This window comes from Cellulomonas sp. P4_A2, assembly GCF_056402515.1.
This window is the reverse complement of record NZ_JBFUHG010000001.1, coordinates 489,441-514,899: the sequence shown is the minus strand read 5'-3', so window position 1 is coordinate 514,899 and position 25,459 is coordinate 489,441. Positions and strand designations below refer to the sequence as shown.

The following is a 25,459-nucleotide window of genomic DNA, read 5'->3' as shown; positions in this document are numbered from 1 at the left end:
CGCGGTCCGTCGAGACCTCCTGTAGAACCGAGCGCGTGAGGATCCACGACACCGGCGACCTGTGGTGGAAGAACGCCGTCATCTACTGCCTGGACGTCGAGACGTTCATGGACTGGAACGACGACGGCGTCGGCGACCTGCCCGGACTCGCGCAGCGGATCGACCACCTCGCGGACCTCGGTGTGACGTGCCTGTGGCTCATGCCGTTCTACCCGACGCAGGACTACGACGACGGCTACGACATCTCCGACTTCCTCGGCGTCGACCCGCGTCTGGGCGACGTCAGCGACCTCGTCGAGGTGATCCGGACGGCGCGCGACCGCGGCATCCGCGTGATCGCGGACCTCGTCGTGAACCACACCTCGTGGAAGCACCCGTGGTTCCAGGAGGCGCGCAAGAGCACCGACAACCCCTACCGCGCCTTCTACGTGTGGCGCTCCGACAAGCCCCCGTCCACCAAGGACAAGGTCGTCTTCCCCGACAAGGAGACGGGCATCTGGACCAAGGACGACGCGACGGGCGAGTGGTACCGGCACACGTTCTACCACCAGCAGCCCGACCTCAACTCGGCGAACCCGCAGGTCAGGGACGCAATCGCCAAGGTGATCGGCTACTGGGCGGAGCTCGGGCTGAGCGGGTTCCGGGTGGACGCGGTGCCGTTCATGCTGGCGGACGCCGCCAACACACCGGGCGACGACGTGGTGCACAAGCACGACTTCCTCAAGGAGCTGCGCTCGTTCCTCACCCGGCGCGTCGGCGACGCGATCCTCATGGGCGAGGTGAACCTCCCGTACGCGGAGCAGCGCGAGTACTTCGGCGGTGAGACCGCCGACAGCGACGAGCTGACCCTGCAGTTCGACTTCATCGGCATGCAGAACCTCTACCTCGCGCTGGCCCGGCAGGACGCGTCGCCGATCGCCGAGGCCCTCACCCAGCGGCCCGAGATCCCGCACGACGCCCAGTGGGCCACCTTCGTCCGCAACCACGACGAGCTGACGCTGGACAAGCTCTCCGACGACGAGCGTCAGGAGGTGTTCGACGCGTTCGGCCCCGACCCCGGCATGCAGCTCTACGGGCGTGGCCTGCGACGCCGTCTGCCGACGATGCTCGGTGGCGACCCGCGCCGGATCCGGATGGCCTACTCGCTGCTGTTCTCGCTGCCGGGGACGCCTGTCCTGTTCTACGGCGAGGAGATCGGGATGGGCGAGAACCTGGCCGCCGAGGGGCGGATGGCCGTCCGGACGCCCATGCAGTGGACCGCGGGCCGCAACGGTGGCTTCTCGCGCGCCACCCCCGGCAGGCTGCCCGGGCCGGTGACCACCGGCGGGTTCGCGCCCGAGCACGTCAACGTCGCCGACCAGCGTCGGGACCCCGAGTCGCTGCTCAACTTCGTGCAGCTGCTGATCCGGCGCTACCGCGAGAGCCCGGAGCTCGGCTGGGCGTCGTCGCCGGAAATCCTGGAGCAGCCCCACGCGGCGGTCCTGGCGCACCGCAGCACGTGGGGCGACGGGTCGACGATCACGCTGCACAACCTCGGCGACGAGGCCGTCGTGGTGCCGCTGCGCTTCGCGGACTGCGACGACACCGTCCGGCTGGTCGACCTCCTGCAGGACGGCGACTGCACGATCGACGCCCGCGGGCGGACCGAGGTGGAGCTCGGCGCATACGGCTACCGCTGGCTGCGCGTGGTGCGGGTGGACGACCGACGCCTGCTCTGACGCGCGGACGCACCGGTATCAAGGGGCAGTCCGCTCAGCGGGCTCCCAGCAACCTCGGCTAGCGTTCCGACGGCCACCGCCGCCTCGGGCGGGCACCGACCCAGACGGAGACACCCGTGCGACGACCGACCATCGCCCGCCGCGGCCTCGCAGCCGCAGCGCTCGCCCTGGCCCTCGGCCTCACCCTGTCCGCCTGCTCCGGCGACTCCACCGACGGCGACAGCCCCACGGCGTCCCCGACCGCGTCGTCCGACCCGGCGGCGGMCGCCGACGCCGCCGCGGTCGCGAAGATCACGGTGACCGGAGACCCGGGTGTCGAGCCCGTCGTGACGCTGCCGAGCACGCCGTTCAACGTGACGACGCGCGTGGTCAAGGTGGTCGAGCCCGGCACCGGCGCGACGATCGAGGACGGCCAGCTGCTCACGATCCGGTCCGTCATCATCTCGGGCGCCGACGGCACGGCCACGCAGTCGACCTACACGACCGCCCCGGACGAGCTGATCCTCAACTCCGACCTCGGCGAGCTGCAGGACCTGCTCGTCGGCGAGAAGGTCGGCGTCCGCTTCGTCATCGCCGTCCCGCCGCAGTCGGCTGACGACCCGACGACCCAGGTGACCGCCGCCGAGATCGTGGACGCCAAGACGATCCCGACCCGCGCGTCCGGCACCCCGGTCACGCCGGCCCCCGGCCTGCCGACCGTGACGCTCGACGCCGACGGCAAGCCGACCATCACCCCCGCGACCGGTGCCGCGCCGACCACCCTGGTCGCGCAGCCGCTGATCGCCGGCACGGGCGCACCCGTCACCGCGGACCAGACGCTCATCGTCAACTACTCGCTCGCGCTCTGGGACGGCACCGAGGTCCAGTCCACGTGGGAGGACGGGAAGACCGCCCAGTTCCCGCTGAGCAGCGTCATCCCGGGCTGGCAGGAGGGCCTCGTCGGCCAGCCCGTCGGCAGCCAGGTGCTGCTCGTGGTGCCGCCGGACAAGGGCTACGGCGCCAAGGAGTCGGACACCATCCCGGCCAACTCGACCCTCGTCTACGTGGTCGACATCCTCGCCGCCTACTGACGCACGTCTCCTCCGACGAGCCCGGGGCGCCTCTGGCCGCCCCGGGCTCGTGGCTTTCGTCGACCGTGGCTAGGGTGGCTTCCACAGGCCCGACCGGGAGACGCCGATGGCAACGACGCCGAGGATCCGCACGGTGGCGCTGCTGGGCGCCGCGGGATCAGGGAAGACCACCCTCACCGAGGCCCTCCTGCACCGAGCGGGCGTCCTGACGCGCGTCGGTCGGGTCGAGGACGGCTCGACGGTGACCGACCACGAGCCCGAGGAGATCGCGCGCGGGCAGTCGCTCGCGCTGGGCGTCGCCCCGTTCGAGTGGACCACCGCGCACGGCACGTACGACGTCACTCTCCTGGACGCACCCGGCTCGGCGGACTTCGCCGGCGCCCTCGACGCGGCCGTCTCCGCCGCGGACCTGGCACTGGTCGTGGTCAGCGCGGTCGACGGGGTCCAGGCCGGGACGCACGCCGCCTGGCGGGCGGCGGACGAGGCGGGGCTGCCCCGGATCGTCGTCGTGACCAAGGAGGACAAGGCGCGCGCCGACTTCCGGCACGTGCTGACCGACCTGCGCGCAGCCTTCGGCGACGGGCTCGTCCCGCTGGAGCTCCCGCTCGGCGAGGAGACCGCGTTCACGGGCGTCGCCGACGTGCTCACCGAGGAGGGCCTGGCCTACGACGCCGACGGCCGGCACCACGTCGAGCCGCTCGGGGCCATCGCCGACGAGGAGCACCGCCTGCACGACGAGGTCACCGAGGAGATCGTCACCCACGACGACGAGCAGCTCGAGCGGTACCTGTCGGGCGACGTGCCGTCCGTAGACGAGCAGCTCACGACGCTCGCGCACGAGGTCCTCGCACGGGAGGCGTTCCCGGTGCTCGTCGTCTCGGGCGTCACCGGGGTCGGCGTCGACCGGCTCGCCGACCTGCTGTGCGACCTCGGACCGGATCCCAGCGACCGGTCCGTCGTCATCGGGACGCGCGAGCTGCCGGTCAAGCCCGACCCCACCGGTCCCGCGCTCGTGCACTGCTTCCGCACGCTCGCCGACCCGTTCGTCGGCCAGGTGACCCTGTTCCGCGTGCTCAGCGGCACGGTCCGCCCGGGCGACAGGCTGGTCAACACGACCACCCACACCGAGGAGCGCGTGCCGGGGCTGTTCCGGCTGCGCGGCAAGGAGCACCTGCCGCTCGACTCGGTTCCGGCCGGGCGGATCGGTGCGGTGGCCAAGCTCACCGGCACGCCGTCCGGCTCTCTGCTCGCCGACCGCACAGGCCCGGGCGCGTCCGCGACGATCCCGCAGCGCCAGCGCGAGCCGGTGTTCGGGTTGTCGCTGGAGCCGGTGAGCCAGTCCGACGACGACCGCCTCTCCGCCGCGCTGGGCCGCCTGACCGCCGAGGACCCGACGCTGTCCGTCTCGCGGGAGGGCGACCACACCGTCCTGCGCGGGCTCGGCGACACCCACCTCGCCGTGGCGCTCGAGCGGCTCGCGCGCGTGTTCGGCGTGCACGTCAGCACGTCGCCGGTGCCCGTCGGCTACCGCGAGACCATCCGCAGGCCCGTCGAGGCGGAGGGCAAGGTCAAGAAGCAGTCGGGCGGGCACGGGCAGTACGCGGTGGTGCAGCTGCGGGTCTCGCCGCTGCCGCACGGGTCGGGGTTCGAGTTCGTCGACGCGATCGTCGGCGGAGCGATCCCGCGCACCTACGTCCAGGCCGTGCACAAGGGCGTGGCCGAGGCGATGGCGGCGGGCGGGCCGCACGGCTACCCCGTGGTCGACCTGCGCGTCGAGGTCTACGACGGCAGGTCGCACTCGGTGGACTCCTCCGAGATGGCGTTCCGGACCGCCGCCGGGCTGGGCGTGCGCGAGGCACTGCAGAGCGCGGGCACGACGGTCCTCGAACCCATCAGCCGGGTCGCCGTCACCGTCCCGACGACGGCCCAGGGCGACGTGATGAGCGACCTGTCCGCCCGCCGCGGTCACATCAGCGCGACCACGTCGCTCGACGACGGCACGGTGCTCATCGAGGCGTCGGTGCCCGAGGCCGAGCTGGCGCGCTATGTCCTCGACCTGCGCTCGCTGACCGGCGGACGCGGCGAGCTGTCGATGGAGCCGGACCGCTTCGAGGTGTGCCCGGACCACCTCGTTCCCGCGTAGATCCCGCGAAGTTCCCGCGCAGATCCGGTCCACCGACCGGTCGGACTCAGCGCGCTCCCAGACAACTCGCGTACCGTTCCTGCGTTCCGCCGTCCCGGGCGTGGACCCGAAACGACGGAGGACTTCCCGTGCGCCGACACCGCACCGCACGTCGCGGCATGGCCGCCGCGGCCCTCGCCCTGACCCTGGGCCTCTCGCTGGCCGCCTGCTCCGGCGACTCGGGCGACGACCCGTCGTCGTCCCCGAGCGCCTCGACGGGTGCCGACGCCGCCGCCGACCAGGCCGCCCTCGCGGACGTCGAGGTCGAGTTCACCGACGCGACGACCAAGCCCACCATCACCCTGCCCGGCACCCCCTTCACGGTGACCACTCCCGTGATCGACGTCCGGGAGCCCGGCACCGGCGAGGAGATCAAGGAGGGCCAGGCGATGGAGATCCAACTCGTGGCCGTCTCCGGCAAGGACGGCTCGGAGCTGCAGGAGACGTACTCCGCCAAGCCCGAGAACGTCGGGCTCGACGCCGACTTCATCTTCCATGACGACTTCGCCGGCCAGAAGGTGGGCACGCGCTTCGTGTTCGCCGTGCCCGAGCAGTCCGCGGGTGCCGGTTCCGCCGTCATCGCCGGTGAGGTCGTCGGCGTGCACGACGTCCCGACCCGCGCGTCGGGCGAGGCCGTCGCCCCGGTGCCCGGCCTGCCGACCGTCACGCTGGACGACACCGGCAAGCCGTCTCTGACCCCGGCCACCGGGACGCCGCCCACCACGCTCGTCGTGCAGCCCCTGATCAAGGGCACGGGCCCGGCGGTCGTCGCCGGTCAGACGGTGACCGTCAAGTACACCGGCTGGCTCTGGGACGGCACGCAGTTCGACTCCTCGTGGGACCGCGGCGCCACCTTCCCTGTCGAGAACGTCGGCCAGGCCGCCGTCATCGCCGGCTGGAACGAGGGCCTCGTCGGCCAGACCGTCGGCAGCCAGGTCCTCATGGTGATCCCGCCGGACAAGGGCTATGGCGACCAGGCGCAGGGCGAGATCCCCGCCGGCTCGACGCTGGTCTTCGTGGTGGACATCCTCGAAGCCTCCTGATCGGCCGCTGATCGCCGACGAACCCCTCGGGCTCCTGCCCGGGGGGTTCGGCGCGTTCTGAGAGGCTGGGGTCGTGACCGAGGAACGAGAGATCGCCCAGCTGACCCGGCTGGTCCGGGAGTTCAGCACCGAACGCGACTGGCAGCAGTTCCACGACCCGAAGTCGGTGATCCTGGCGCTCGTCGGCGAGGTCGGTGAGCTCGCGGAGCTGTTCCAGTGGGTGCCCGCCGACGAGGCCGTCGCGCGGTTCGCCGCACCGGACCGGCACGCGCGCGCCGCCGAGGAGATGGCCGACATCCTCGTCTACCTCGTCTGCCTGGCGGACGTGCTCGGCGTGGACCTGGGGTCGGCGGCCCGCGCCAAGCTGGCCGACTCCCACCGCCGGTTCGCTGCCGACGAGGTCCGCGGGGTCGCGCCCGACAAAGCTTGACCTCGCTCGCGCTACTACTGTCGATCCCATGGCGCGCTACTTCGACGTCCACCCCGAGAACCCCCAGCCGCGGCTGATCGCGCAGGTGGTGGAGCTGCTGCGCAACGACGCGCTCATCGCCTACCCGACCGACTCCTGCTATGCGCTCGGCTCGCGGATGGACAACCACGACGGGGCCGACCGCATCCGGCAGATCCGGCGTCTCGACGACAAGCACCACTTCACGCTCGTCTGCGCCGACTTCGCGCAGCTGGGTCAGCTGGTACAGCTGGACAACAGCGCGTTCCGGGCGATCAAGGCCGCCACCCCCGGGCCGTACACGTTCATCCTCCCGGCCACGCCCGAGGTGCCCAAGCGGCTGGCGCACGCGAAGAAGCGGTCGATCGGCGTGCGCATCCCGAACCACCCCGTGGCGATGGCGATCGTGCGCGAGCTCGGCGAGCCGCTGCTGTCCAGCACCCTGCTGATGCCCGGCGCCGAGTGGCCGATGGTCGAGGGCTGGCAGATCAAGGAGGAGCTCGACCTCGTGCTCGACGCGGTGGTCGACGCCGGGGACTGCGGCATGGAGCCGACGACGGTCGTCGACTTCACCGAAGGCGCGCCCGAGGTGGTCCGCGTGGGCGCGGGTGATCCGTCGAGGTTCGAGTAGCACGCCGTGGCGTACGTGGGGGTGGTCGGGCCGTCGGACGCGGGTGCCGACGAGCTTGCGGAGGCGCTGGTGCTGGGGCGCGGGCTCGCCGAGCGCGGGCACGTTGTGGTCTGCGGCGGGCTGGGCGGTGTCATGGCGGCGGTGTCGCGCGGCGCGTCCGAGGGCGGCGGCGTCGTCGTCGGACTGCTCCCGGGCTCCTCCAGGGGCGACGCGAACCCGCACGTCACGGTCGCGATACCGACCGGGCTGGGCGAGCTGCGCAACGGGTTGCTGGTGCGCTCGTCGGACGTGGTGGTGAGCGTGGGGGGCTCGTGGGGGACGCTCAGCGAGGTCGCGCTCGCCGTGCGGACCGGCGTCCCCGTGATCGCGCTGAACGGGTGGGACCTGCCGCCCGGACCGCGCCCGGTGTCCTCCGTGGCCGAGGTCCTGTCCGCCCTGGACGCGCTGCCGGACGCGCCGCGGCTTCGCGACGAGGGTGCATGGTGAGCAGGGTGACCCTCGACGGTCCGGCGGACGTGGTGCGTGCCGCGGCGGCTGCGGCCGACATCGCCGCGCTCGATGCCGTCGTTCCGCAGTGCCGGGCGTGCCCGCGGCTGGTCGCGTGGCGCGAGCTCGTCGGCGTCGAGAAGCGGGCCGCGTTCCGCGACGAGACCTACTGGGCGCGCCCGGTGCCGGGCTTCGGCGACGCACGGGCGCGCGTCCTCGTCGTCGGCCTCGCGCCCGCCGCGCACGGCGCCAACCGCACGGGCCGGATGTTCACCGGCGACCGCTCGGGCGACTTCCTGTTCGCGGCGATGCACCGCACGGGGTTCGCGTCACAGGCCACCTCCACGTCCCGCGACGACGGCCTGACGCTCACCGACGTCCGGGTGACCGCGCCGGTCCGCTGCGCGCCGCCCGCCAACGACCCGACCCCCGACGAGCGCCGGACGTGCGGCCCGTTCCTGGCGCGTGAGCTGGACCTGCTGCGTCCGGCGGTGGTCGTCGTGCTCGGCGCGTTCGGCTGGCAGGCCCTGCTCAGCACGCTCGCCGAGCAGGGCTGGACCGTCCCGACACCCCGACCCCGCTTCGGGCACGGCGCCGAGGTGGTCCTCGGCCATCCCGTGATCGGGTCGCTCACCGTGCTCGGCTGCTTCCACGTGAGCCAGCAGAACACCTTCACCGGACGCCTCACGCCGCAGATGCTCGACGCGGTCCTCCTGCGTGCGCGGGCGCTTGTCGGACCCTCTGGCTAGCGTCGTCGCCCATGGAGATCTCGTTCGTCGCCGGGTTCGGTCCGATCACGCGTGACGCGGGTGCGGCCCGCGCGTTCTGGGAGGACGGGCTGGGCATCACGCTCGAGGAGCCGGCACCCGGCTACCTGACCAACGACTCCCTCGAGGGCGTCAAGGCGTTCGCGCTGTGGCCGCTGACCCAGGCGGCGCAGTCCACCTTCGGCAGTCCCGACTGGCCGGCCGACCTGCCCGTCCCGCAGGCGTGGCTCGAGCTCGACGTCGCCTCGGCCGACGCGGTGGTGGCGGGGGTCGCGGAGCTCGTCGCGAAGGGCCACCGGCTGCTGCGCGACACCACCGAGGAGCCGTGGGGGCAGACGACGTCGCGGCTGCTGAGCCCGGAGGGCCTGCTGGTCGGTGTGACCTACACGCCGTGGCTGCACGGGAAGCCGGTCACGTCACCGTGAGGACGACGAGCCCGGCCAGGGAGGCGAGAGCGCCCACGACGATGGCGAAGATCGATCGCCCCGACCCGTGGCCGCCGGCGCGCGCCTGACGCAGGCCGAGGATGCCCAGCGCGATCGCGACCGGACCGAGGATCCAGAAGAAGATGGCCGCGAGGCCGACGTAGCCCGCGACGATCGACTGCCAGGAGCGACCGACCGGGACGATCCAGTGCAGCACCTCGCCCGGGCCGTCCCCCTCCTCCTGCGACCGCGGGTGCGGCGGGTACCCGTAGCCGTAGGGCATCTGCTGCCCCGGGTGGCCGTAGGGCGTCATCGGCTGTCCCGCGTACGAGGGCGGAGCGCCCACCTGGCCGGGCGGCGCGAAGGACGGTGCGGGTGCCGTGTAGGCGGTCCAGTCCCGACCGTCGAACCACCGCAGCCCGCCGGGGTTGGTGTTGTCGTCGTACCACCCAGGTGCGGTGTTCATCCGGTCATCCCGTCGTCACGCTGTCGGCCGCGAGGCACAGGGCCTGCCCGGTCCCGTCGTCGAGCGCGAGGGTCGTCTCGCTTCCGCTGGGGCACATCCCGCCGTCCGAGATCAGCGCGGTCCCGATGTAGGAGTGCGGGAGATCGCAGGACACCTGCCAGACCGTCCCGCCGCCGCCCGCCCAGCAGGAGCCCGCGCCCACCGGCTCGAGACCCGTCGACCCGGTCGCCGTGTACGCGTGCACGATCGCGATGAACGACAGGAGCACGGCCACGCCGGCGCCGACCATGGCCATCGTCATGGCCGACGAGCTCCACGGAGTGCCGCCCAGCTCGACCATCGTCTTATAGCTCTTGCGCGCCCGGTAGAACGAGGCCAGACCGCCGATCACGCCCGCGGTCGAGACGTAGTGGCGGCCGCCGCCGTACCCGCCCGCCGCGCTGATCGACGCCGCGACCCAGGTGGCGATGATCGCGCCGAGGAGCAGGAGGCCGATGCCGAGCCAGAGGTCGCGGTGGACCCGTCGGCGGGCCGAAGCGATGCCGGCGTGGTCGACCATCGAGCCCGCGTAGGACGGCGCCCCGCCCATGCCGCCCATGCCGGTCGGTCCGAACGCCGGCTGGGGCTGCCCGAACGCCGGCTGCTGGCCGTAGCTGTCGAACCGCGACGTCGGCGCCGCCTGTCCGCCGAACGCGCCGGTGGCTGCCGGGCCCCCGAACGCGCTGGTGGCTGCCGGGCCCCCGAACGCGCTGGTGGCTGCCACCCCGCCGAACGCCGGGTGCCCGCTCGTCGCGACCTGCCCGCCGAACGGCGCGGCCTGCCCGCCGAACGGCGCGGCCTGCCCGGGGGCGTGCGTGGGCACCGGGCTGTAGGCGGCCGAACCGACGGATGCCATGGTCGCCGGGGCCGCAGTCATCGGGGGCGAGACCGCACCACCCCCGGGCACGACGAACGCCGCCGGCTCAGTCGGTCGCGTGTGCTCAGCCGGTCGCGTGTGCTCGGTCCACGCCGTGCCGTCGAACCAGCGCACGACGCCCGCGGTCGCGCGGTCGTCGTACCACCCCGCAGCGACGCCCTGTCCCCCTGTCACGCCTCTGAGTCGGCACGTGACGCGTCATTCTTGAGGCCGAAGAGCGCGCGCACAAGGGACGGCGGCGCGTGTGCACGTGCCGCCGTCCCCAGCTCAGCGTGCGAGCAGCTCGCGGTGGGTCGGGACGTGCGGCTCGTACCGCAGCCGCATGCCCGCCTCCTGCGGGGTCCGATCACGCTTCGAGTGGTTGCACTCGAGGCAGGCCGCGACGGTGTTGAGCCACGAGCTCCCGCCGCCTCGGCTGCGGGGCAGGACGTGGTCGACGGTGCTCGCGCCGGCGGTGCCGCAGTACGCGCACAGGTGCCCGTCGCGCTCGAGCATGCCGCTGCGGGACCAGACGGGGATCCCGCGCCGGTTGCGCCAGCGCATCTGCACGTAGCGGACCAGGCGCAGCACGCGCGGCAGCGGGTAGGGCCCGAAGGTGCGCCCGTCGACGGCCTCCTCGACGACGGCGACCTGCCGGTGCAGCATGCGGACGGCGTGCGCGAGGCTCACGCGTTGGAGGGGCTCGTACCCCGCGTTCAGGACCAGGACTCCCGTCATGGCCGTTCCCTTCTGTGTGGTGCCCCGCGCTGGATTTGAACCAGCGACCTCCGGCTTCGTCAGCCGGTGCTCTGTCCCGTTGAGCTAGCGAGGCGTGCCGTGTGTCGGTCGGGTCGTGGTCGTGAGACGGCAATGGGCCGCCCCCGAATGTCGGAGACGGCCCATGGCTGCGCTGAGCTGGTGCTCAGGCATGCTCGGGTAGCTTCCGAGGTCGAGGTCGCGACATCCGCAGGTCGTGCGTCATGGCGGGTGTCCCCTCTCGGTGCTCAGGTCGATGTGGGCCGCGCACTCGTCGCGGTCGTCATCAGGTTGACGGACGTTTGCCCAATTCACCAGCGTTTTCGCGAATGTCGCGGGCGAACAGCGGGCGAATGTCCGCCGACGTCCCCTGTTCAGTCGAGGTCGACGTGCAGCCCGACGCCCGCGGCGGCCGTCGCGATCGTGACGTCGAACAGGCGCGGGAAGTCGCCGGCGACGCGGTGCAGGTGCCCGAACAGCTCGACGGAGATCGCGCCGATGAGCGACGTGAACAGGGTGGCCGAGCGTGCGGCGATGCGCGCGACGTCGTCCGGCACGTCGGCGGGGTCGTCGAAGCCGACGAAGGCGAACACCTCGGGGGTGACGCGCCCGCGCGGGTCGAAGTCAGGCCCGGCGGGCCGCAGGGTGCCCTCCGCCTGTGCGCGCATCAGGAGCCCGACGATCACGCCCCAGATCCGCACCGCCGGCACGACCGTGTCCTCGGGCGCCCGGTAGCCGCGCACGGGCGTCCCGTAGATGAGCTCGAACGAGTGCCGCTGCTCGAGCGCCCAGCCGCGCACGGCCCGGGCCACCTGGAGCCACGCCGCCGCGGGGTCCGGCGCGCTCCGCATCGCCTCCTCGGCCACCTGTCCGACGGCGTCGTACGCCTCGATGATCAGCAGCGTCAGCAGCGCGTCGCGCGACTCCACGTACCGGTACACCGCCGACGAGGCCATGCCCAGGTCGCGCGCCACTGCGCGCAGCGACAGGTCCGCGGCTCCTTCGGTGACGAGTCGGGCGCGGGCCGCAGCGAGCAGCTCCGCCATGACCTCGGCGCGGGCGCGCTCGCGGGCTGTGCCGTGGGATGTGCTCGCTGCCATGTCGCCATCATGCCTGCTTTCCGACGAGAACGAGAGCACTGATCACTTCAAAGAGCACTGCTCTTGTTTTCGTGTCGGTTGCATGCGAGCATTGCTCACAGACGAGAGCACTGCTCTCGCAACCAGGACCGAGGAGCGCACCATGTCCCAGCACGTGATCGTCGGAAAGGGAGCCGTCGGCTCCACGCTCGCCCAGGAGCTCGTCGCCCAGGGCCACGACGTGCTCGTCGTCAGCCGGTCGGGCGGCACCGCGACGGCGGGAGTCCGGCACGTCGCGCTCGACGCGACGGACCCCGACGCCCTGACCGCGGCCGTGCAGGGCGCCGACGTGCTCTACAACTGCGCCAACCCGACGTACTGGCGCTGGGTGACCGACTGGCCGCCGCTCGCGTCGTCGCTGCTGGACACGGCCGCCCGCACGGGTGCGGTCCTGGTCACGGCGGGCAACCTCTACGGCTACGGCACCCACGGCACCGTGATGTTCGAGGACACGCCGCTGCGGGCGACCGAGGCCAAGGGTGCGGTCCGCGCGCAGATGTGGCGCGACGCCGCCGCTCGCACCGACCTGCGCACCACCGAGGTCCGTGCGGCCGACTACCTGGGTCCGCTGGCCGACTCACAGGCCCATGCCGGCCCGCGCTTCGTCGGCCCCCTCCTCGCCGGCAAGGTGGTCCGCCCGGTCGTCGCGGTGGACCAGCCCCACAGCTGGACCTACCTGCCCGACTTCGCCCGGGCGCTCGTCGCCGCCGGTGCGACCCCGGGCGCGTGGGGACGCGCGTGGCACGTGCCGACGGCGCAACCGCTCACGTTCCTCGAGCTCGGTGCGCGGTTCGCGTCGGCGGCCGGTGCGCGCGAGCCCCGGATCAGGCCGACGCCCGCCGCGATGGTCCGCGCGCTCGGCCTCGTGTCACCGCTGATGCGCGAGATCGCCGCGGTCGCCGACCACTTCTCCGAGCCGTTCGTCATGGACACCACGGCCTCGGAGCGGATGCTCGGGACCACCGCGACCCCGTGGGACCAGGCGATCGCCGAGACCCTGGCCATCCCTGCTCGCGTCTAGGGGTCGCAGGCCGGACCGTCGACCGCCGAGCGCTGTGCGAGTCGGACGGCACCCTCGACCGCGGGGACCTCGAGCATCCGCACGTCGGCGTCGGGCAGCTCGTCGAGGATCGAGCGACGGATCCCGGCGAACAGGCGCGGCACCTCGGGCGCGACGTCGCCGCCGACGACGGCGTGCAGGACGTCCACCCCGCGCTGGGACAGCTGGACGACGAGGGTCGCGACGGCCTGCGCGTTCGCGGTCACGAGCGCGCTCGCTTCCGTCGATCCCTCGTCGGCGGCCTGGAACACGGCCGGCGCGTGGATGCCCCAGGGCAGCGAGCGTGAGTTCCACCGCAGCACCTGCGCGAGCTCGTCGACGGTGCGCAGCTGCATCGACTCCATGAGCAGGACGCGCAGGGTGTCGGGCTCGTCGCCACGCGCGGCACGGGCGAGCACGGTCAGGGCGGCCTCACGGACCAGGGAGGACGCGCTGCCGACGTCCGAGAACGCCCAGCTCGACGCACCGGTGAGCTGGCCCGGCCCGGTGGCGACCGCGATGGCGGAGCTCCCGACGAGCACCCCGACCCCACGGTCCAGACCGGCCGCCGGGACCAGGAGCTCGGCGTCGTTGACGACGATCGTCGGCACCCGCAGCGCGGCGCAGACGGTGGTGCCGAGGGCGTCGCACAACGCACGGACCTCGCACCCGGTGGCCCCGACGGCGACCGCGGCCAGCTCCACGTCGCCGCAGTCGTCGAGCGCGCCGCGCACCGCGTCGACGATCCAGCCCGTCGCGTAGCGCAGGGGCGTCGCGGACCAGCTGGCGGAGGCCGAGACGTGGTCGAGGACGATCGCTCCGGACTCCTGCTCGACGACCCGGACCTGCGCGGTCACGGCACCGATGTCCAGGCCGATCACGACGCGACGTCGCTCAGAACCGCGCTGGTGCGGCAGGTGCTCGGTCATGGGCTCGTCCTCGAAGGTGCGGGTCAGGCCCTCGGGTGTGCCCGGGAGCCGGTCGAGGACGGCGCCCGGGATGGTGGGCGCAGTCCGTGATCCGACGCTAGGTGGGGCATTTCGTGCCAACTCCGGACCTAGGTCCCGGATCAGGACCTTCGTCCGTATCGGTTTGGTGACGACGGGCGGAGAATGGGACGACCACCTACCGAGGACCCGGCACGCCGTCGCGCCAGGACGTGCACACTGAGTGCACAGAGGCGAAGGAGCACTCATGCTGGAATGCCCGGTCTGCAAGTCGGACGAGCTCGAGCTCGTCGAGCGACTGCCGGACGATCGCCGAACCATTCGTTGTTCGTCGTGCCACCACACCTGGACGCGCGGCGAGGCCAAGCGCGTGACGGACACCCCCGCGTCCTACTCGGGGCTTCGGGACCGGTTCCCCGACCGGTCCAGCGTCGAGCCCGACCGCATGGCGCGCATCGACGCCCTCAAGGCCGACTTCCTCCTCGACCACCAGACGCCCGACCCCGAGGTGCTGGCCTACTGGGCCAAGTACCAGGAGGTCTTCAGCGCCGACAACATCGTGGACGCCGAGCCCGACGACCTGCGCGAGTTCGCCAACAGCACCATCGGCGCCGCCCCCGGCAACATGTCGGTGTTCAACCGCGCGTGGAAGACGATGGGCGACTACGAGGCCACGGCGCGCACGCGCAACACCATCCGCTACCTGCTCTACGGGCCCCCGAGCGTGCCGATGGCGGACCGCTTCACGCGGCTCGTGCACGAGCAGGGTGGGCTCGGGATGACCGGGTTCAAGGAGGCGCTGCTGACGCGCGTGCTCTGCGTGGTCGAGCCCGAGCGCTACCTGCCGATCCTCACCTACAGCACCCCGGCCGGCGGCAAGCGCGAGATCGCGCAGCTCGTCTACGGGCTCGAGCTGCCGGAGGCCGCCCGCGTCCAGTGGACCATCGGGCGCCTGATGATGTGGAGCAACGACCTGCTGGTGGACCTGGCCGGTGACGGCTTCTCCACGCTGCAGCAGGTGTCGCAGTTCTTCGGGGAGACCAAGAGCCGCGAGCTGGAGCTGATCTAGCTCCTCAGCCCCACGCGACCGCCTGCCGCAGACCGAGCAGGTGGCCGTCGGCGACCCTGATCACCCCGAGCCGGGCGCCATTCATGTCGATGATCCCGTTCTCCGGGTTCCCGTTGGTGACCGGTGCGGTGCCGAGCTCAGCCAGCCCCCCGCCCTCGACCTCGGCCATCGGGGTCGCCCCGGCCGCCAGGAAGCCCGCGCGAGCCTCTTCGATGTCGTCGACGTCGAGCATGACGAGCGGGAAGTCCACCCACGGCAGGCGCGTCAGGCCGATCTCGGTGCCGGCGAACCGGAACGCTGCGTAGTCGGGGGTGGCGAACAGCGGCTCGGTGCCGGTGACCGCCGACCAGGCGGTGATGGCCGCGGCGAGGTCGCGAGCGGGGTACACGATCGTGGCGATTCCGTTGATGTCCATGCCTCGATCCTGCATGCCGTTGCGGCAGGCTTGCTTCCGCAACGTCTGAGATCCTGGCTCTCGTGCTCACCACGTCCGCGCGGCTCCTGCGGCTGCTGTCGATCCTGCAGGCGCCCGGTCCGCACACGGGGCCGGCGATCGCCGCGCGCCTCGGGATCTCCACGCGCTCGGTGCGCAACGACGTCGCCGCGCTGCGCGAGCTGGGCTACCCGGTCCTCGCCGCGCCGGGGTCGTCGGGCGGCTACACGCTCGGCGCAGGCAGTGCCCTGCCTCCCTTGCTTCTCGACGACGACGAGGCGGTCGCCGTCGCGGTGGGCCTCGGGCTCGCGACGACCGGCGCGGTGGAGGGCATCGAGGAGGCCTCGGTCACCGCGCTGGTCAAGCTCGAGCAGGTGCTGCCGTCGCGACTGCGGTACCGGGTCGACGTGCTCGCCTCGTCGACCGCGTTCGCGCACCGCTCGTCGGCCCCCGTGGACGGCGCGACCCTGCAGGAGATCGCCGAGGCCTGCCGCTCGTCGGTCCGGCTCCGCTTCGACTACCGCTCGTCGCGGCGCGAGGTCGAGCCCCACCGACTGGTCCACCGCGCAGGCCGCTGGTACCTGGTCGGCTGGGACACGTCCCGTCAGGACTGGCGCACGTTCCGCGTCGACCGTCTGACGCTGCGCGTCCCCCACGGCGCGCGCTTCCGGCCCCGGCCGGCCCCGTCGGACATCGCGGCGTTCGTCGACGCCGCCATCGGTGCCGCGACCTGGGCCTTCCGTGCGCGGGTGCGGCTGCACGCGCCGCTCGCGGACGTCGTCCCTCGCGCCCCCGCGGCGGTGACCGTGACCGCCGAGACGGACCGCACGTGCCTCGTCGACGTCGGGTCCGACGACGCCGCCTCCCTCGCCCGGTACCTCGCGATGTGGGGCGTGGACTTCGAGGTGCTGGACTCCCCCGAGCTGGCGGTGGAGGTGCGCACGCTGGCAGCCCGGTACGGGCGGGCCGCCGGGCCGGCCTGACGCCTCACACGACGAACGCGCGCTCGCCGGTCACCGACCAGACCCGCGCGATCCTCCCGTCGACCAGCCGGCACAGGTCGATCCCACTACGCCGGTTCAGGCCGGGCAGGTCCACGGTCCAGGTGAACGCCATGCCGTCGTCCTCGTCGACGACCGGCGTTCCCTGGAGCGCGAACACGAGGTCGCCGCGGCGCGCACGCCACGTGCCGACGAACTCCGCCATGCCGGCGGGTGTCGTGATGAGCGTCGGGTCGGGATCGGCGACGACCGCGCCGAACTCGATCCGGAAGTCGGGGGCGAGGATCTCGTCGACGAGCGCGAGGTCCCCGTTCCACATCGCGGTCCACTTCTTCGCCAGGTCGATGGCGGCTGGTCTCGTCATGCGTCGACGATCCACCCGACCACCGACACCCGCGCTCACTCCGTCGGAGGCGGAGCCCCGTGACCCGAGGCCACCTGCTTCGGCAGGACGAACACGAGCACGAACGCGACGACCGCCAGCGCGGTGCTGACGAACATCGCCGCCGCGGCCGCGTCGGTGAACGCCTGCGGGACGCTCGCCGGGCTGGTGATGTGCAGCTGCCCGAACAGGACGCTGCCGATCACCGCGATGCCGATCGCGCTGCCGACCCGCTGCATCACGCTGATCACGCCGCTCGCCGCGCCCGCCTCGGACCGGTCCACCGTCGCGACGATGAACTGCACGTTCGGTGCGATGAACATGCCGCTGCCGATACCGGCCAGGAGCAGCGGGACGAGCAGGTCCCAGTTGGTGAGGTCCGTCGCCTCGACGTTGCGCAGCACCAGCCACACCCACGCCAGGCCGACCGCGACGAAGAAGGTGCCGATGACCAGCACCGTGCGCCCCAGCCGTTGGGACAGCCGGTTGCTCTGCGACGCCCCGATGATCGACCCGATCGCGAACGGCACCCCGACCACGCCGGACTGCAGCGCGGTGTGCCCGAGCCCGGCCTGCCACAGCAGCGAGATGGTGAAGAAGATGCTGGTGAACGCCGCGAAGTAGACCATGGCGAGGACCGTCCCACCGGTGAACGCCGGGTGGCTGAACAGGTGCGGCGGGACCATGGGGTTCTCGTCCTGGATCCGCACCTCCCACGCCCCGAACAGCGCTATCAGCACCACTCCGGCGGCCAGCGTGATCCACGTCCAGGCCGGCCAGCCCTTGTCCTGCCCTTCGATCAGCGGCACGAGGATCGCGACCAGGCCCGCGGTCAACAGCGCCAGCCCGACGAAGTCGTAGCCCGGCTTGGAGGTCGTGCCGAGCTTGCCCGCGGGCAGCAGGATCGCCGCCGCGATCAGCGCCGCGACTCCGATCGGCAGGTTGACGAAGAACACGATCCGCCAGCCGTTCGCCTCACCGAACGCCTCGATGATCAGGCCACCGAGGATCGGCCCGAGCGCCGTGCTCACCCCGATCACCGACCCCATGATCGCGAACGCCTTGCCGCGCACCGGCCCCGGGAACAGCAGCTGGATGAACGCCGTGACCCCCGGCACGAACATGCCGCCGGCCAACCCCTGGAGCACCCGCGCGGCGATCAGCTGGAAGCTGGTCTGCGACAGCCCGCACAGCAGGCTCGCGAACGTGAACAGCGCCAACCCGGTGAAGAACACCCACTTGTGCCCGATCCGGTCCCCGACCCGGCCGGCGGGGATCAGCGCGATGCCGAACGCCAGCGCGTACCCCGAGATGATCCAGCTCAGCGTCGCCTCGGACGCGCTCAGGTCCTCCCGGATGGTCGGCAGCGCGACGTTGACGATCGTCGTGTCCAGCAGCGCCATGAACATGCCGGCCATCAGCACGATCAGCGCGTTCCACGCGCTGCGCGGGACCTTCGGCGGAGTCCACGGCTTCGCGGTTGCCTCGGTCATGGGGTCACGGGTCCTCTCGCCGACGACGAGCGTGGGAGCTCCTCGCCACGATCATGGCGGTCCGCGCGCTCACGCGCCCCCCGGCGTCCCGTCACCTCTCGTCGAGCCCTCCGAGCACCGGCTTGATGTCGAGCACCGGCGTCCCGTCGAGCGCCTCCAGGTCGCTGACCAGCAGCCGCGTCCCGTCCACCTTCCGCACCGTCACGCGATGCAGCCCGATCGGGTTCGGCCGGTCCGGCGACCGCGTGCTGAACACCCCCGTCGCCGGCCTGGAGACGTCCCCGCGCGGATGCACGACGAGCACGTCGCGCGCAGCCCGGTCGAGCCAGGTGAGCAGCAGGACGTCCTCCCCGACGGCGATGTCGGCCAGCGCATCCGCATACTCCGGCGCGACGACGACCCACGCATCCGGCGCCCCCTCGTCCCCCTGCCGGGGCGCCGACGCCCGGTCGACGAGCGACGACTCGACCCGGCCCACGGGTAGTACCTCGAAGCCCATCCGGTCACCCTCCCGCCGCGGGACGCCAGGAACAAGAGCCTCGTCGATTGACTCAGGTCGTGCGCAGCGCCAGGTGGCGCGTTCGCTCGCCCTTCGGCAGGCGCTCGACCGCCGCGCGGAGCATGACGCGGGGCATCTGGGCCGCGTGCTCGTCGAGGAACGTCGTCAGCCCGTCGCCGCCTGCGGTGCGCAGCGCCCAGCCGACGCCCTTGCGCACGGTGTCCGACTCGTCGTCGACCAGCAGGGCGGCGATCGCGAACGTGTCGGCGGCGTCGTCGCTGCCCGCGCGCAGGTAGTACATCGTCGCGACGATCGCGGTCCGCCGCTCGTACGGGTCCTCGGACTGCGCCAGCTCGTAGAGCGGCGAGCGGTCGCGGGCCTCCAGGTACCGGCCGACGACGTGCAGGGCGGCGCGGTCGACGAGGTCCCAGGTGTTGATGCGGTCGTGCCGGCGCAGGTACAGCTCGTAGAGGGACCGACGCTCGTCGTCGGTCGTCCGCGCGCGACGCGCCCGCGCGTCGAGGATGCTGACGGCGCACACCCGGGCCTCGTGCAGCTCGGAGTCCAGCAGGAGCTCGACCTCGGACAGGGGCAGCTCCGCCTCCTTGGCCAGCGCGAAGACCGTGCCCATCTTCACGCCGAGGAACACGTCGTCGCCGCGCTCGTCGAGGGGGAAGTACCGCTCGTAGGCGGCGAGCTGTTCGTCGGATCGCAGGGTCGAGAGCCGGTCGAGCACGTCGTGTGCGGTCGTCGGCGCCGTCATCCCCAGACGATATCGACGCGTCCCCAGCCCTGGCCGTGTCGTCGCGAAACCCGCCCGTAACCCACCGGACGTACCGTCCGCAGGACGAGGCACCGACGCATCGGCCGCCGGAAGGCGTCCGCACGAGCGCGAGGAGCGGCTGCGATGTTCGAGCGAGTCGACCCGTTCATCGGGACGGAGGCCACGAGCCTGCCCCAGCAGCACGGCCTCGCGACGACCTGGTGGTGGCCGAAGCCGCAGGTCGGGAACACGCACCCGGGCGCCACCTACCCGCTCGGCATGGTCAGCGCGTGCGCGTACTCGGGCGGCTACCCCACCGGTTACGGGAAGTACGACCTGGGCACCGAGGGCCTGCCGAACGAGATCTACGACCGGCCCGTCGCCAGCGGCTTCACGCACTTCCAGCAGTCCGGCACGGGCGCGATCCGCAAGTACTACAACTACTTCCGCGTCACCCCGATGCTGCAGCCGCTCGACGACCTGGGCCAGCTCTGGGACATCGTCGACGAGGACGCGGAGCCGGGCTACTACTCGGCGACGCTCGAGTCGGGCATCCGCGCGGAGATCACGGTCGGGCCCAAGACCGCGGTCCACCGGTACACGTTCCCGTCGCACCGTGACGCACGTCTGGTCATCGACTTCTCGCTCGGCGGGCTCACCATCCCCCACGGCCGGACGGTGCCGCTGCGCGCGCACCTGCACTCGATCGCGCCCGGGGTCGCGCAGGGCCAGATCATCGTCGAGGGCACGCCGCTCGCCGTGCACGTCGAGTGCGACGACCCGCACTGGCGGCAGATGCTCTGGTACGACCGGCGCCTCATGCCCGGCGGCACGCGTCTCGACTTCGACCACATCCGCCCCACCACCCTGCGCCCGTTCGGGCTCATGTGGGCCGGCCCGTCGGAGCCCGGCCAGGTGGTCGAGCTGCGGTTCGGGTTCTCGCTGCGCGGCGTCGACCAGGCCCGCAAGAACCTCGAGGCGGAGTGCGGCCCGGGTCCGTCCAGCTTCGCGACGAGGCGGGCGCAGACCGCGGACGTCTGGCGCTCGACGCTGGGCAAGATCCGCATCGACACCCCGTCGACGGAGAAGCAGACGGTGTTCTCGACGGCGCTGTACCACTCGCTGATCAAGCCGTGCCTGGCGCCCGCGGAGAGCCCGTTCTGGCCGACCGACGGCCCGTTCGCGTTCGACATCGCGACCATGTGGGACATCTACCGGACGCAGCTGCCGCTGCTGACCACCCTCCTGCCGGACCGTGCCGTCGAGCTCGCGCAGGCGCTGCTGTCGATCGCCGAGGAGGAGGGCAACCTCCCGATCGGGTACCGGATGGCGCGCGGCGCCGACCAGTTCAGCCGGCAGGCCTCCGCGCTCGCGCACACGTTCCTGTCGGACCTGTGCCAGCTCGGCCTGCCCGGGATGGACTGGGACTGGGCGCTCGTGCACATGCACAACGACCTTCGTCGGACCTACGGCGAGGAGTTCCTGCTGCGCGGGGTGGCGCACCCGATCAGCCACACGCTGGACCTGGCGTTCGCGTACTGGTGCACGTCGCAGATCGCGGCGCACGTGGGCGACCCGGACCTCGTCGAGCAGTTCGCGCCGCTCGCCGCGCAGTGGATCAACGCCTACGACGTGAGCACCGGGCTCCTGCAGGACTCCACCTACTACGAGGGCGGGCGCTGGAACTACTCGTTCCGGCTCATGCACGACATGGCCGCGCGCATCAAGCTCTCGGGCGGCGACGACGCGTTCGTCGAGCAGCTCGACCAGTTCTTCGGGTACGGAGCGCCGGCGGTCGTCCAGCCGGGCCTGCGGCCGGGGATCGAGGAGATGGCCGCGGGCTACGCGCTCAACCGGTTCGAGGGCCTCAACAACGAGCCGGACATGGAGGCGCCGTGGGCGTACCAGTACGCCGGCCGGCCCGACCGCACCGCAGAGGTCGTGCAGGCGATCATCCAGAACCAGTTCGCCGTCGGCCGCGGCGGGATGCCCGGCAACGACGACTCCGGCGGGCTGTCGTCCTGGTACGTCTGGGCGTCGCTCGGGCTCTTCCCGGTCGCCGGCCAGAATCTCTACCTCGTCAACGCACCGGCCTGGCGCGAGGCGAGCATCGCGGTCGGTGACCGCAGCCTGAACATCGAGACCCAAGGGTTCATCGAACCGACACCCGACGGTCCGACGCAGTATGTACAGTCCGTGCACCTCGACGGTGAACCACTCGAACGCACCTGGATCACGGGTGCCGAGCTCCACCGCGGGGGACGCCTGCTGGTCACGCTCGGCCCGACACCGTCGGACTGGGGCACCGCCGTCCGACCGCCGTCCGTGAGCACGATGCCCTCCCTGACCGTTCCTCCCCCCGCACTGCGTCGCTGAGGAGACCGCCATGACGACACCCCGCCGCCGCCTCGTGATCGTCGTACGTGCCGACCCGGTGATCTGCGGCCACTCGGGTGAGGCGCGCAACCTCGCAGAAGCCGCTCTGGACAGGGGTTTCGACGACGTCCGCATCATCACGTGGACCATCGAGCGGCTCCAGGCCACCGGTCTGCCGCTCAAGCCGCTCGACGGCGTCCTGCCGTACAGCCCCGGGATCACCGTCGAGCGCCCCGAGCCCGTCGGCGACTACAAGGTGCCCGACGGGCGATGGCTCGCGGGCATCACCGGGCGGCTCGTCGAGCTGTTCACCGACGGTGTACCGACGGTCGCCATGTCGTTGTACTTGTCGCCGCACTCGCTCGCGATCGCCGACGCCGTGCGCGTCGCCCGCAGCACCGGCCTGCCCGTCAACGTCGTCACCGTCGCCGAGGCGGTCGGCTCGGACGTCACCAACGTGGTCCGTGCCTGCGTCGAGAACGACCAGTTCGGCGCGGCCGCCCACGTGCTCTCGTCGTACCTGGAGCACGACATCTGCCTGGCCGTCTCCGACTACACGCGTGAGCTGATCATCAGCGAGGCCGCCGCGATCGACGCCAAGCACGGCACCACGTTCGCCGCCCAGTGCCGTGAGCGCGTCACCGTCTCCTACCCCGCGGTCGACGTCGGCTCCTACCTGAACCTCCCGCCCTCGGACGTGCTGACGTCTCGAGGCCTCACCGCCGACGGCTACGTCCTGTTCCTCTCCCGCCTCGCGCACGCCAAGGGGGTCGACGACCTCATCGAGGGCTTCGCCTCCAGCGCTGCGGCCGCCTCGCTGCGCCTGGTGATCGCCGGCAACGGTCCGGACGCGGGACGGTTGCGCTCGCTGGCCGCCGGCTCGTCCGCCGCCTCGCGGATCACGTTCCTCGACGACGTGGACGACGCCGAGAAGTCCTATCTCATGGCCGGCGCCGCCGCCTACGTCCTGCCCAGCAAGCCGCGCCCGGAGTTCGTCGAGACGTTCGGCATCGCCCTCGTCGAGAAGATGCTCTCCGGCGGCGGCCCCGTGATCACCACCGACACCGGCGGCATCGGCGAGGCCGTCGGCGACACCGCCCTGATCGTGCCCGTCGAGTCCCCGTCGGCCATCGCCGCCGCCCTCGACCGCGTCCTGACGATGTCCCCGGCCGAACGGTCCGACTGGGAGCAGCGCGCCCGCGCGCACGCCCTCCAGTTCGACCGCGTCGCCGTCCTCGACGGCATCCTCGCCCGCGTCTCGCAGGTCCAGATCCCCTGGGTCCCGGTCCCGGTCGGCTGACCGCGCACGACGAGCAGGTGAGACATCCGGCGCCCGAGGCCGGCTCGGTGCCGCCTTCGTCGTACCCTGCGCGCGTGAGCCCCCGACTCGAGCTGAGCTTCCTGACGTTCGTCCCGTACGACGACCCGGCCGACGCCGCCCAGTCACTCAAGGACGCGATCGACCTCTTCCGTTTCGCCGAGGAGCTCGGCTACGACACCGGCTGGGTGCGGGTCCGGCACCTGGAGCAGTTCCTGTCGTCGCCGTTCCCGCTGTTCGGGGCGATCGCGCAGGCCACCGACCGCATCCGGTTCGGCACGGCCGTGCTGCCCATGCGGTACGCGGACCCGATCACCATCGCCGAGGACGCGGCGACGGTCGACCTGCTGTCGGGTGGGCGGCTGGAGCTCGGAGTCGCGGGCGGGATCAAGCCGTCGGCGGAGATCCTCGACGGCGTCTACGGCACCGCGGAGCGCTCGTTCGACGACGAGTCCCAGCACCGCATCGAACGGCTGCGCGCCGCGATCGCGGGCGAGCCGGTGGCCGTCGCGCCGGAGACCGGCTTCCCGATCGCGCCGCCCGGGACCGAGCTCCTCGTGCGGCCGCACAGCCCGGGGCTGGCCGACCGGGTCTGGTACGGGCCGGGCTCGAGGGCGACCGCGATCCGCACGGGCGAGCAGGGGATGGACCTGCTGGTGTCCACCCTGAACAGCGAGGACGACGGCCGCTCGTTCGAGGAGACGCAGCGCGACCAGATCCTCGCCTACAAGGCGGCGTTCGACGTCCCCGGTCGGACGCCGCGGGCGGTCGCCGGCCGCATCGTGCTGCCCAGCGTCACGCCGCAGGACGACGAGCTCTTCGCCGAGTACATCGCCTGGTACACCGCCCGGTTCGACGCGACCGGCCGCCCACCGAACGGCTTCGGCGTGTTCAGCCTGACCCACCACGGCAGCCCGGAGCAGGTGATCGCGAGCCTGAAGGGCGACGTCGCCCTGCAGGAGGCCACGGGCCTGGACGTCGTCCTGCCCGCCAACGCCACGCACGCGATGAGCCGCCGCATCCTGGAGAACGTCGCGACGAGCATCGCGCCGGCCCTCGGCTGGTCACCGGCCTGAGGCGAGCCGCGCGGGCGGTGCCAGGACGCGGTCCGGCACGACGATGTAGCCCTCGGCGACCGACCCGAAGACGCGCATCCCGGCACGGTCGGTGGCCCAGAGCCAGGCCAGGTACGCGCACAGGACCGCGTCGACCTCGTCCTCGATCCGCTCGAGGTCGACCTGGCGCTGCGCGGTCGCCACCGCGTCCCGCAGGACGGCCCACCGCGGCGACGACGCGAGCCTCAGGGGCGACTCGCAGACGCGTTCCAGCTGCTCGACCAGCACTCCGAAGGCGGCCCGCCGCATCCCGACGTCGCGCCCGCGCTTCGCCTTGTACGGGATCACGGACCCCAGCCCGAAGAGCGCGACCATCGCCGGGTGCGGGTACACCTCGATCGCGACCGAGCCGTCGCCGAAGGGATCGACGGACCACCCGAACCGCCGCGCCAGCGTCTCGCCGCGCGGCGGGTCCAGCCACGGGATCGACCGGTTCGCCGCGTGCGCACCGGAGTTGTAGGCGCGGAACACGTCCCCCAGAGCCCTCTCCGCGGAGCGGTGCCCGGTCGCGTTCGGCACCACCAGCGGCGCATCGATCGCGGCGACCACCGGACCGGCGGCGTGCGTCGCGACGAACGCCGCGATGTCCTCGTCGGAGACCACCGACGTCGACGCCACGAGCCGGCCGTCGTCGTCGAGCACCGCGAGCCCGGTCCGCGCGGTCCGCCCCCAGGCCAGGTCGATGCCGAGATACGCGGTCACCCCGGCACGGTACGCCGACGCACGCCGGGGCCTCGGCGCTCGCACAGGGACGGCACAGCGGCCGTCGGCTGAACAGGGATCTCACCAACCACCGGGAGGGTTCCCATGTCCCCGTACGCGCTCCTCGCGGTCGATCTCGTCGCCATCTGCGTCCTCGCCTTCGGGGTCTACTTCCCGCGGCGCGGGCGGCGGCCGCCGTCCCTGAGGTCCGGCCTCGCCGAACGCGGCAGTCCGTTGTGAACGCGGCAGCACCAGGTGCCGCGCTCGCGACGAACTGCCGCGTTCGCGCGGGTCGT

General features: G+C 72.3%; 27 protein-coding genes and 1 tRNA gene. 16 read left to right on the top strand and 12 right to left on the bottom strand.

Annotated elements, in window-relative coordinates:
- Window positions 1–35: 35 nt before the first annotated feature.
- The 9 genes from AC1DUE_RS02660 (at window position 36) to AC1DUE_RS02620 (ending at window position 8,770) form a co-directional block, all read left to right on the top strand.
- Window positions 36–1,718 (top strand): alpha-amylase family protein, encoded by a 1,683-nt coding sequence (locus AC1DUE_RS02660; RefSeq protein WP_477037821.1) that lies wholly within the window; start codon window positions 36–38, stop codon window positions 1,716–1,718.
- A gap of 116 nt (window positions 1,719–1,834) precedes the next feature.
- Window positions 1,835–2,788, top strand: coding sequence for an FKBP-type peptidyl-prolyl cis-trans isomerase (locus AC1DUE_RS02655; RefSeq protein ID WP_477037820.1), 954 nt, complete (start codon window positions 1,835–1,837; stop codon window positions 2,786–2,788).
- Between the two features lie 106 nt (window positions 2,789–2,894).
- A complete protein-coding gene (locus AC1DUE_RS02650) occupies window positions 2,895–4,931 on the top strand; it encodes an elongation factor G (RefSeq protein ID WP_477037819.1) in 2,037 nt (678 codons plus the stop codon).
- Between the two features lie 128 nt (window positions 4,932–5,059).
- Window positions 5,060–6,013 (top strand): FKBP-type peptidyl-prolyl cis-trans isomerase, encoded by a 954-nt coding sequence (locus AC1DUE_RS02645; RefSeq protein WP_477037818.1) that lies wholly within the window; start codon window positions 5,060–5,062, stop codon window positions 6,011–6,013.
- Window positions 6,014–6,086: 73 nt separating this feature from the next.
- A complete protein-coding gene (locus AC1DUE_RS02640) occupies window positions 6,087–6,443 on the top strand; it encodes a nucleotide pyrophosphohydrolase (RefSeq protein ID WP_477037817.1) in 357 nt (118 codons plus the stop codon).
- 28 nt (window positions 6,444–6,471) lie between these two features.
- Window positions 6,472–7,092, top strand: a complete 621-nt coding sequence (locus AC1DUE_RS02635) for an L-threonylcarbamoyladenylate synthase (RefSeq protein WP_477037816.1) — start codon at window positions 6,472–6,474, stop codon at window positions 7,090–7,092.
- 6 nt (window positions 7,093–7,098) lie between these two features.
- Window positions 7,099–7,578, top strand: a complete 480-nt coding sequence (locus tag AC1DUE_RS02630; protein ID WP_477037815.1) for a TIGR00725 family protein — start codon at window positions 7,099–7,101, stop codon at window positions 7,576–7,578.
- Window positions 7,572–8,327, top strand: coding sequence for a uracil-DNA glycosylase (locus AC1DUE_RS02625; protein ID WP_477037814.1), 756 nt, complete (start codon window positions 7,572–7,574; stop codon window positions 8,325–8,327). The genes AC1DUE_RS02630 and AC1DUE_RS02625 overlap by 7 nt, the downstream gene beginning before the upstream one ends.
- Before the next feature lie 11 nt (window positions 8,328–8,338).
- Window positions 8,339–8,770: a VOC family protein gene (locus AC1DUE_RS02620; RefSeq protein WP_477037813.1), complete on the top strand. Its 432-nt coding sequence runs from the start codon at window positions 8,339–8,341 to the stop codon at window positions 8,768–8,770.
- Here the strand turns inward: AC1DUE_RS02620 and AC1DUE_RS02615 are convergent.
- The 5 genes from AC1DUE_RS02615 to AC1DUE_RS02595 form a co-directional block, all read right to left on the bottom strand.
- The gene (locus AC1DUE_RS02615) at window positions 8,757–9,236 is read right to left on the bottom strand and encodes a DUF2510 domain-containing protein (RefSeq protein WP_477037812.1); all 480 of its coding nucleotides are present in this window, start codon (window positions 9,234–9,236) and stop codon (window positions 8,757–8,759) included. The two genes, AC1DUE_RS02620 and AC1DUE_RS02615, sit on opposite strands and share 14 nt — an antisense overlap.
- Before the next feature lie 4 nt (window positions 9,237–9,240).
- Window positions 9,241–10,326 carry a DUF2510 domain-containing protein gene (locus AC1DUE_RS02610; RefSeq protein WP_477037811.1) on the bottom strand — a complete coding sequence of 362 codons (1,086 nt, stop codon included), beginning with the start codon at window positions 10,324–10,326 and terminating at the stop codon, window positions 9,241–9,243.
- Between the two features lie 93 nt (window positions 10,327–10,419).
- Entirely contained in the window at window positions 10,420–10,869 is a 450-nt protein-coding gene (locus tag AC1DUE_RS02605; RefSeq protein ID WP_477037810.1) for an HNH endonuclease, read from the bottom strand.
- A gap of 17 nt (window positions 10,870–10,886) precedes the next feature.
- Window positions 10,887–10,963 (bottom strand) — tRNA-Arg (locus tag AC1DUE_RS02600).
- Between the two features lie 298 nt (window positions 10,964–11,261).
- On the bottom strand, window positions 11,262–11,987 hold the full coding sequence (locus AC1DUE_RS02595) for a TetR/AcrR family transcriptional regulator (RefSeq protein ID WP_477037809.1): 726 nt from the start codon (window positions 11,985–11,987) through the stop codon (window positions 11,262–11,264).
- 142 nt (window positions 11,988–12,129) lie between these two features.
- Between AC1DUE_RS02595 and AC1DUE_RS02590 the strand changes: the two genes are divergently transcribed.
- Window positions 12,130–13,047, top strand: coding sequence for an NAD-dependent epimerase/dehydratase family protein (locus AC1DUE_RS02590; RefSeq protein WP_477037808.1), 918 nt, complete (start codon window positions 12,130–12,132; stop codon window positions 13,045–13,047).
- Here the strand turns inward: AC1DUE_RS02590 and AC1DUE_RS02585 are convergent.
- Window positions 13,044–13,994, bottom strand: coding sequence for a hypothetical protein (locus AC1DUE_RS02585; protein WP_477037807.1), 951 nt, complete (start codon window positions 13,992–13,994; stop codon window positions 13,044–13,046). The genes AC1DUE_RS02590 and AC1DUE_RS02585 overlap by 4 nt on opposite strands.
- A gap of 388 nt (window positions 13,995–14,382) precedes the next feature.
- On the opposite strand from AC1DUE_RS02585, the gene AC1DUE_RS02580 reads away from it, so the two are divergent.
- Window positions 14,383–15,081: a hypothetical protein gene (locus AC1DUE_RS02580; RefSeq protein WP_477037806.1), complete on the top strand. Its 699-nt coding sequence runs from the start codon at window positions 14,383–14,385 to the stop codon at window positions 15,079–15,081.
- 4 nt (window positions 15,082–15,085) lie between these two features.
- On the opposite strand, the gene AC1DUE_RS02575 is transcribed toward AC1DUE_RS02580, so the two are convergent.
- Window positions 15,086–15,496: a VOC family protein gene (locus AC1DUE_RS02575; RefSeq protein ID WP_477037805.1), complete on the bottom strand. Its 411-nt coding sequence runs from the start codon at window positions 15,494–15,496 to the stop codon at window positions 15,086–15,088.
- Window positions 15,497–15,558: 62 nt separating this feature from the next.
- On the opposite strand from AC1DUE_RS02575, the gene AC1DUE_RS02570 reads away from it, so the two are divergent.
- Window positions 15,559–16,497 (top strand): helix-turn-helix transcriptional regulator, encoded by a 939-nt coding sequence (locus AC1DUE_RS02570; RefSeq protein ID WP_477037804.1) that lies wholly within the window; start codon window positions 15,559–15,561, stop codon window positions 16,495–16,497.
- Between the two features lie 4 nt (window positions 16,498–16,501).
- On the opposite strand, the gene AC1DUE_RS02565 is transcribed toward AC1DUE_RS02570, so the two are convergent.
- The 4 genes from AC1DUE_RS02565 to AC1DUE_RS02550 form a co-directional block, all read right to left on the bottom strand.
- Window positions 16,502–16,879: a nuclear transport factor 2 family protein gene (locus tag AC1DUE_RS02565; RefSeq protein WP_477037803.1), complete on the bottom strand. Its 378-nt coding sequence runs from the start codon at window positions 16,877–16,879 to the stop codon at window positions 16,502–16,504.
- Window positions 16,880–16,914: 35 nt separating this feature from the next.
- On the bottom strand, window positions 16,915–18,390 hold the full coding sequence (locus AC1DUE_RS02560; RefSeq protein ID WP_477037802.1) for an MFS transporter: 1,476 nt from the start codon (window positions 18,388–18,390) through the stop codon (window positions 16,915–16,917).
- A 91-nt stretch (window positions 18,391–18,481) separates the two neighbouring features.
- Window positions 18,482–18,889: a tRNA (N6-threonylcarbamoyladenosine(37)-N6)-methyltransferase TrmO gene (gene tsaA, locus AC1DUE_RS02555; RefSeq protein ID WP_477037801.1), complete on the bottom strand. Its 408-nt coding sequence runs from the start codon at window positions 18,887–18,889 to the stop codon at window positions 18,482–18,484.
- 52 nt (window positions 18,890–18,941) lie between these two features.
- Window positions 18,942–19,652 (bottom strand): DNA alkylation repair protein, encoded by a 711-nt coding sequence (locus AC1DUE_RS02550; protein WP_477037800.1) that lies wholly within the window; start codon window positions 19,650–19,652, stop codon window positions 18,942–18,944.
- Window positions 19,653–19,796: 144 nt separating this feature from the next.
- Between AC1DUE_RS02550 and AC1DUE_RS02545 the strand changes: the two genes are divergently transcribed.
- The 3 genes from AC1DUE_RS02545 (at window position 19,797) to AC1DUE_RS02535 (ending at window position 24,422) form a co-directional block, all read left to right on the top strand.
- Window positions 19,797–22,028 carry a glycoside hydrolase domain-containing protein gene (locus AC1DUE_RS02545; protein WP_477037799.1) on the top strand — a complete coding sequence of 744 codons (2,232 nt, stop codon included), beginning with the start codon at window positions 19,797–19,799 and terminating at the stop codon, window positions 22,026–22,028.
- A 10-nt stretch (window positions 22,029–22,038) separates the two neighbouring features.
- Window positions 22,039–23,328: a glycosyltransferase gene (locus AC1DUE_RS02540; protein ID WP_477037798.1), complete on the top strand. Its 1,290-nt coding sequence runs from the start codon at window positions 22,039–22,041 to the stop codon at window positions 23,326–23,328.
- A 74-nt stretch (window positions 23,329–23,402) separates the two neighbouring features.
- Window positions 23,403–24,422, top strand: a complete 1,020-nt coding sequence (locus AC1DUE_RS02535; RefSeq protein WP_477037797.1) for an LLM class flavin-dependent oxidoreductase — start codon at window positions 23,403–23,405, stop codon at window positions 24,420–24,422.
- Here the strand turns inward: AC1DUE_RS02535 and AC1DUE_RS02530 are convergent.
- A complete protein-coding gene (locus tag AC1DUE_RS02530) occupies window positions 24,411–25,163 on the bottom strand; it encodes a DUF429 domain-containing protein (protein WP_477037796.1) in 753 nt (250 codons plus the stop codon). The genes AC1DUE_RS02535 and AC1DUE_RS02530 overlap by 12 nt on opposite strands.
- A 105-nt stretch (window positions 25,164–25,268) precedes the next feature.
- Here AC1DUE_RS02530 and AC1DUE_RS02525 point away from each other — a divergent pair, with 105 nt between their 5' ends.
- Window positions 25,269–25,403, top strand: a complete 135-nt coding sequence (locus AC1DUE_RS02525; RefSeq protein ID WP_477037795.1) for a hypothetical protein — start codon at window positions 25,269–25,271, stop codon at window positions 25,401–25,403.
- Window positions 25,404–25,459 lie beyond the last annotated feature (56 nt).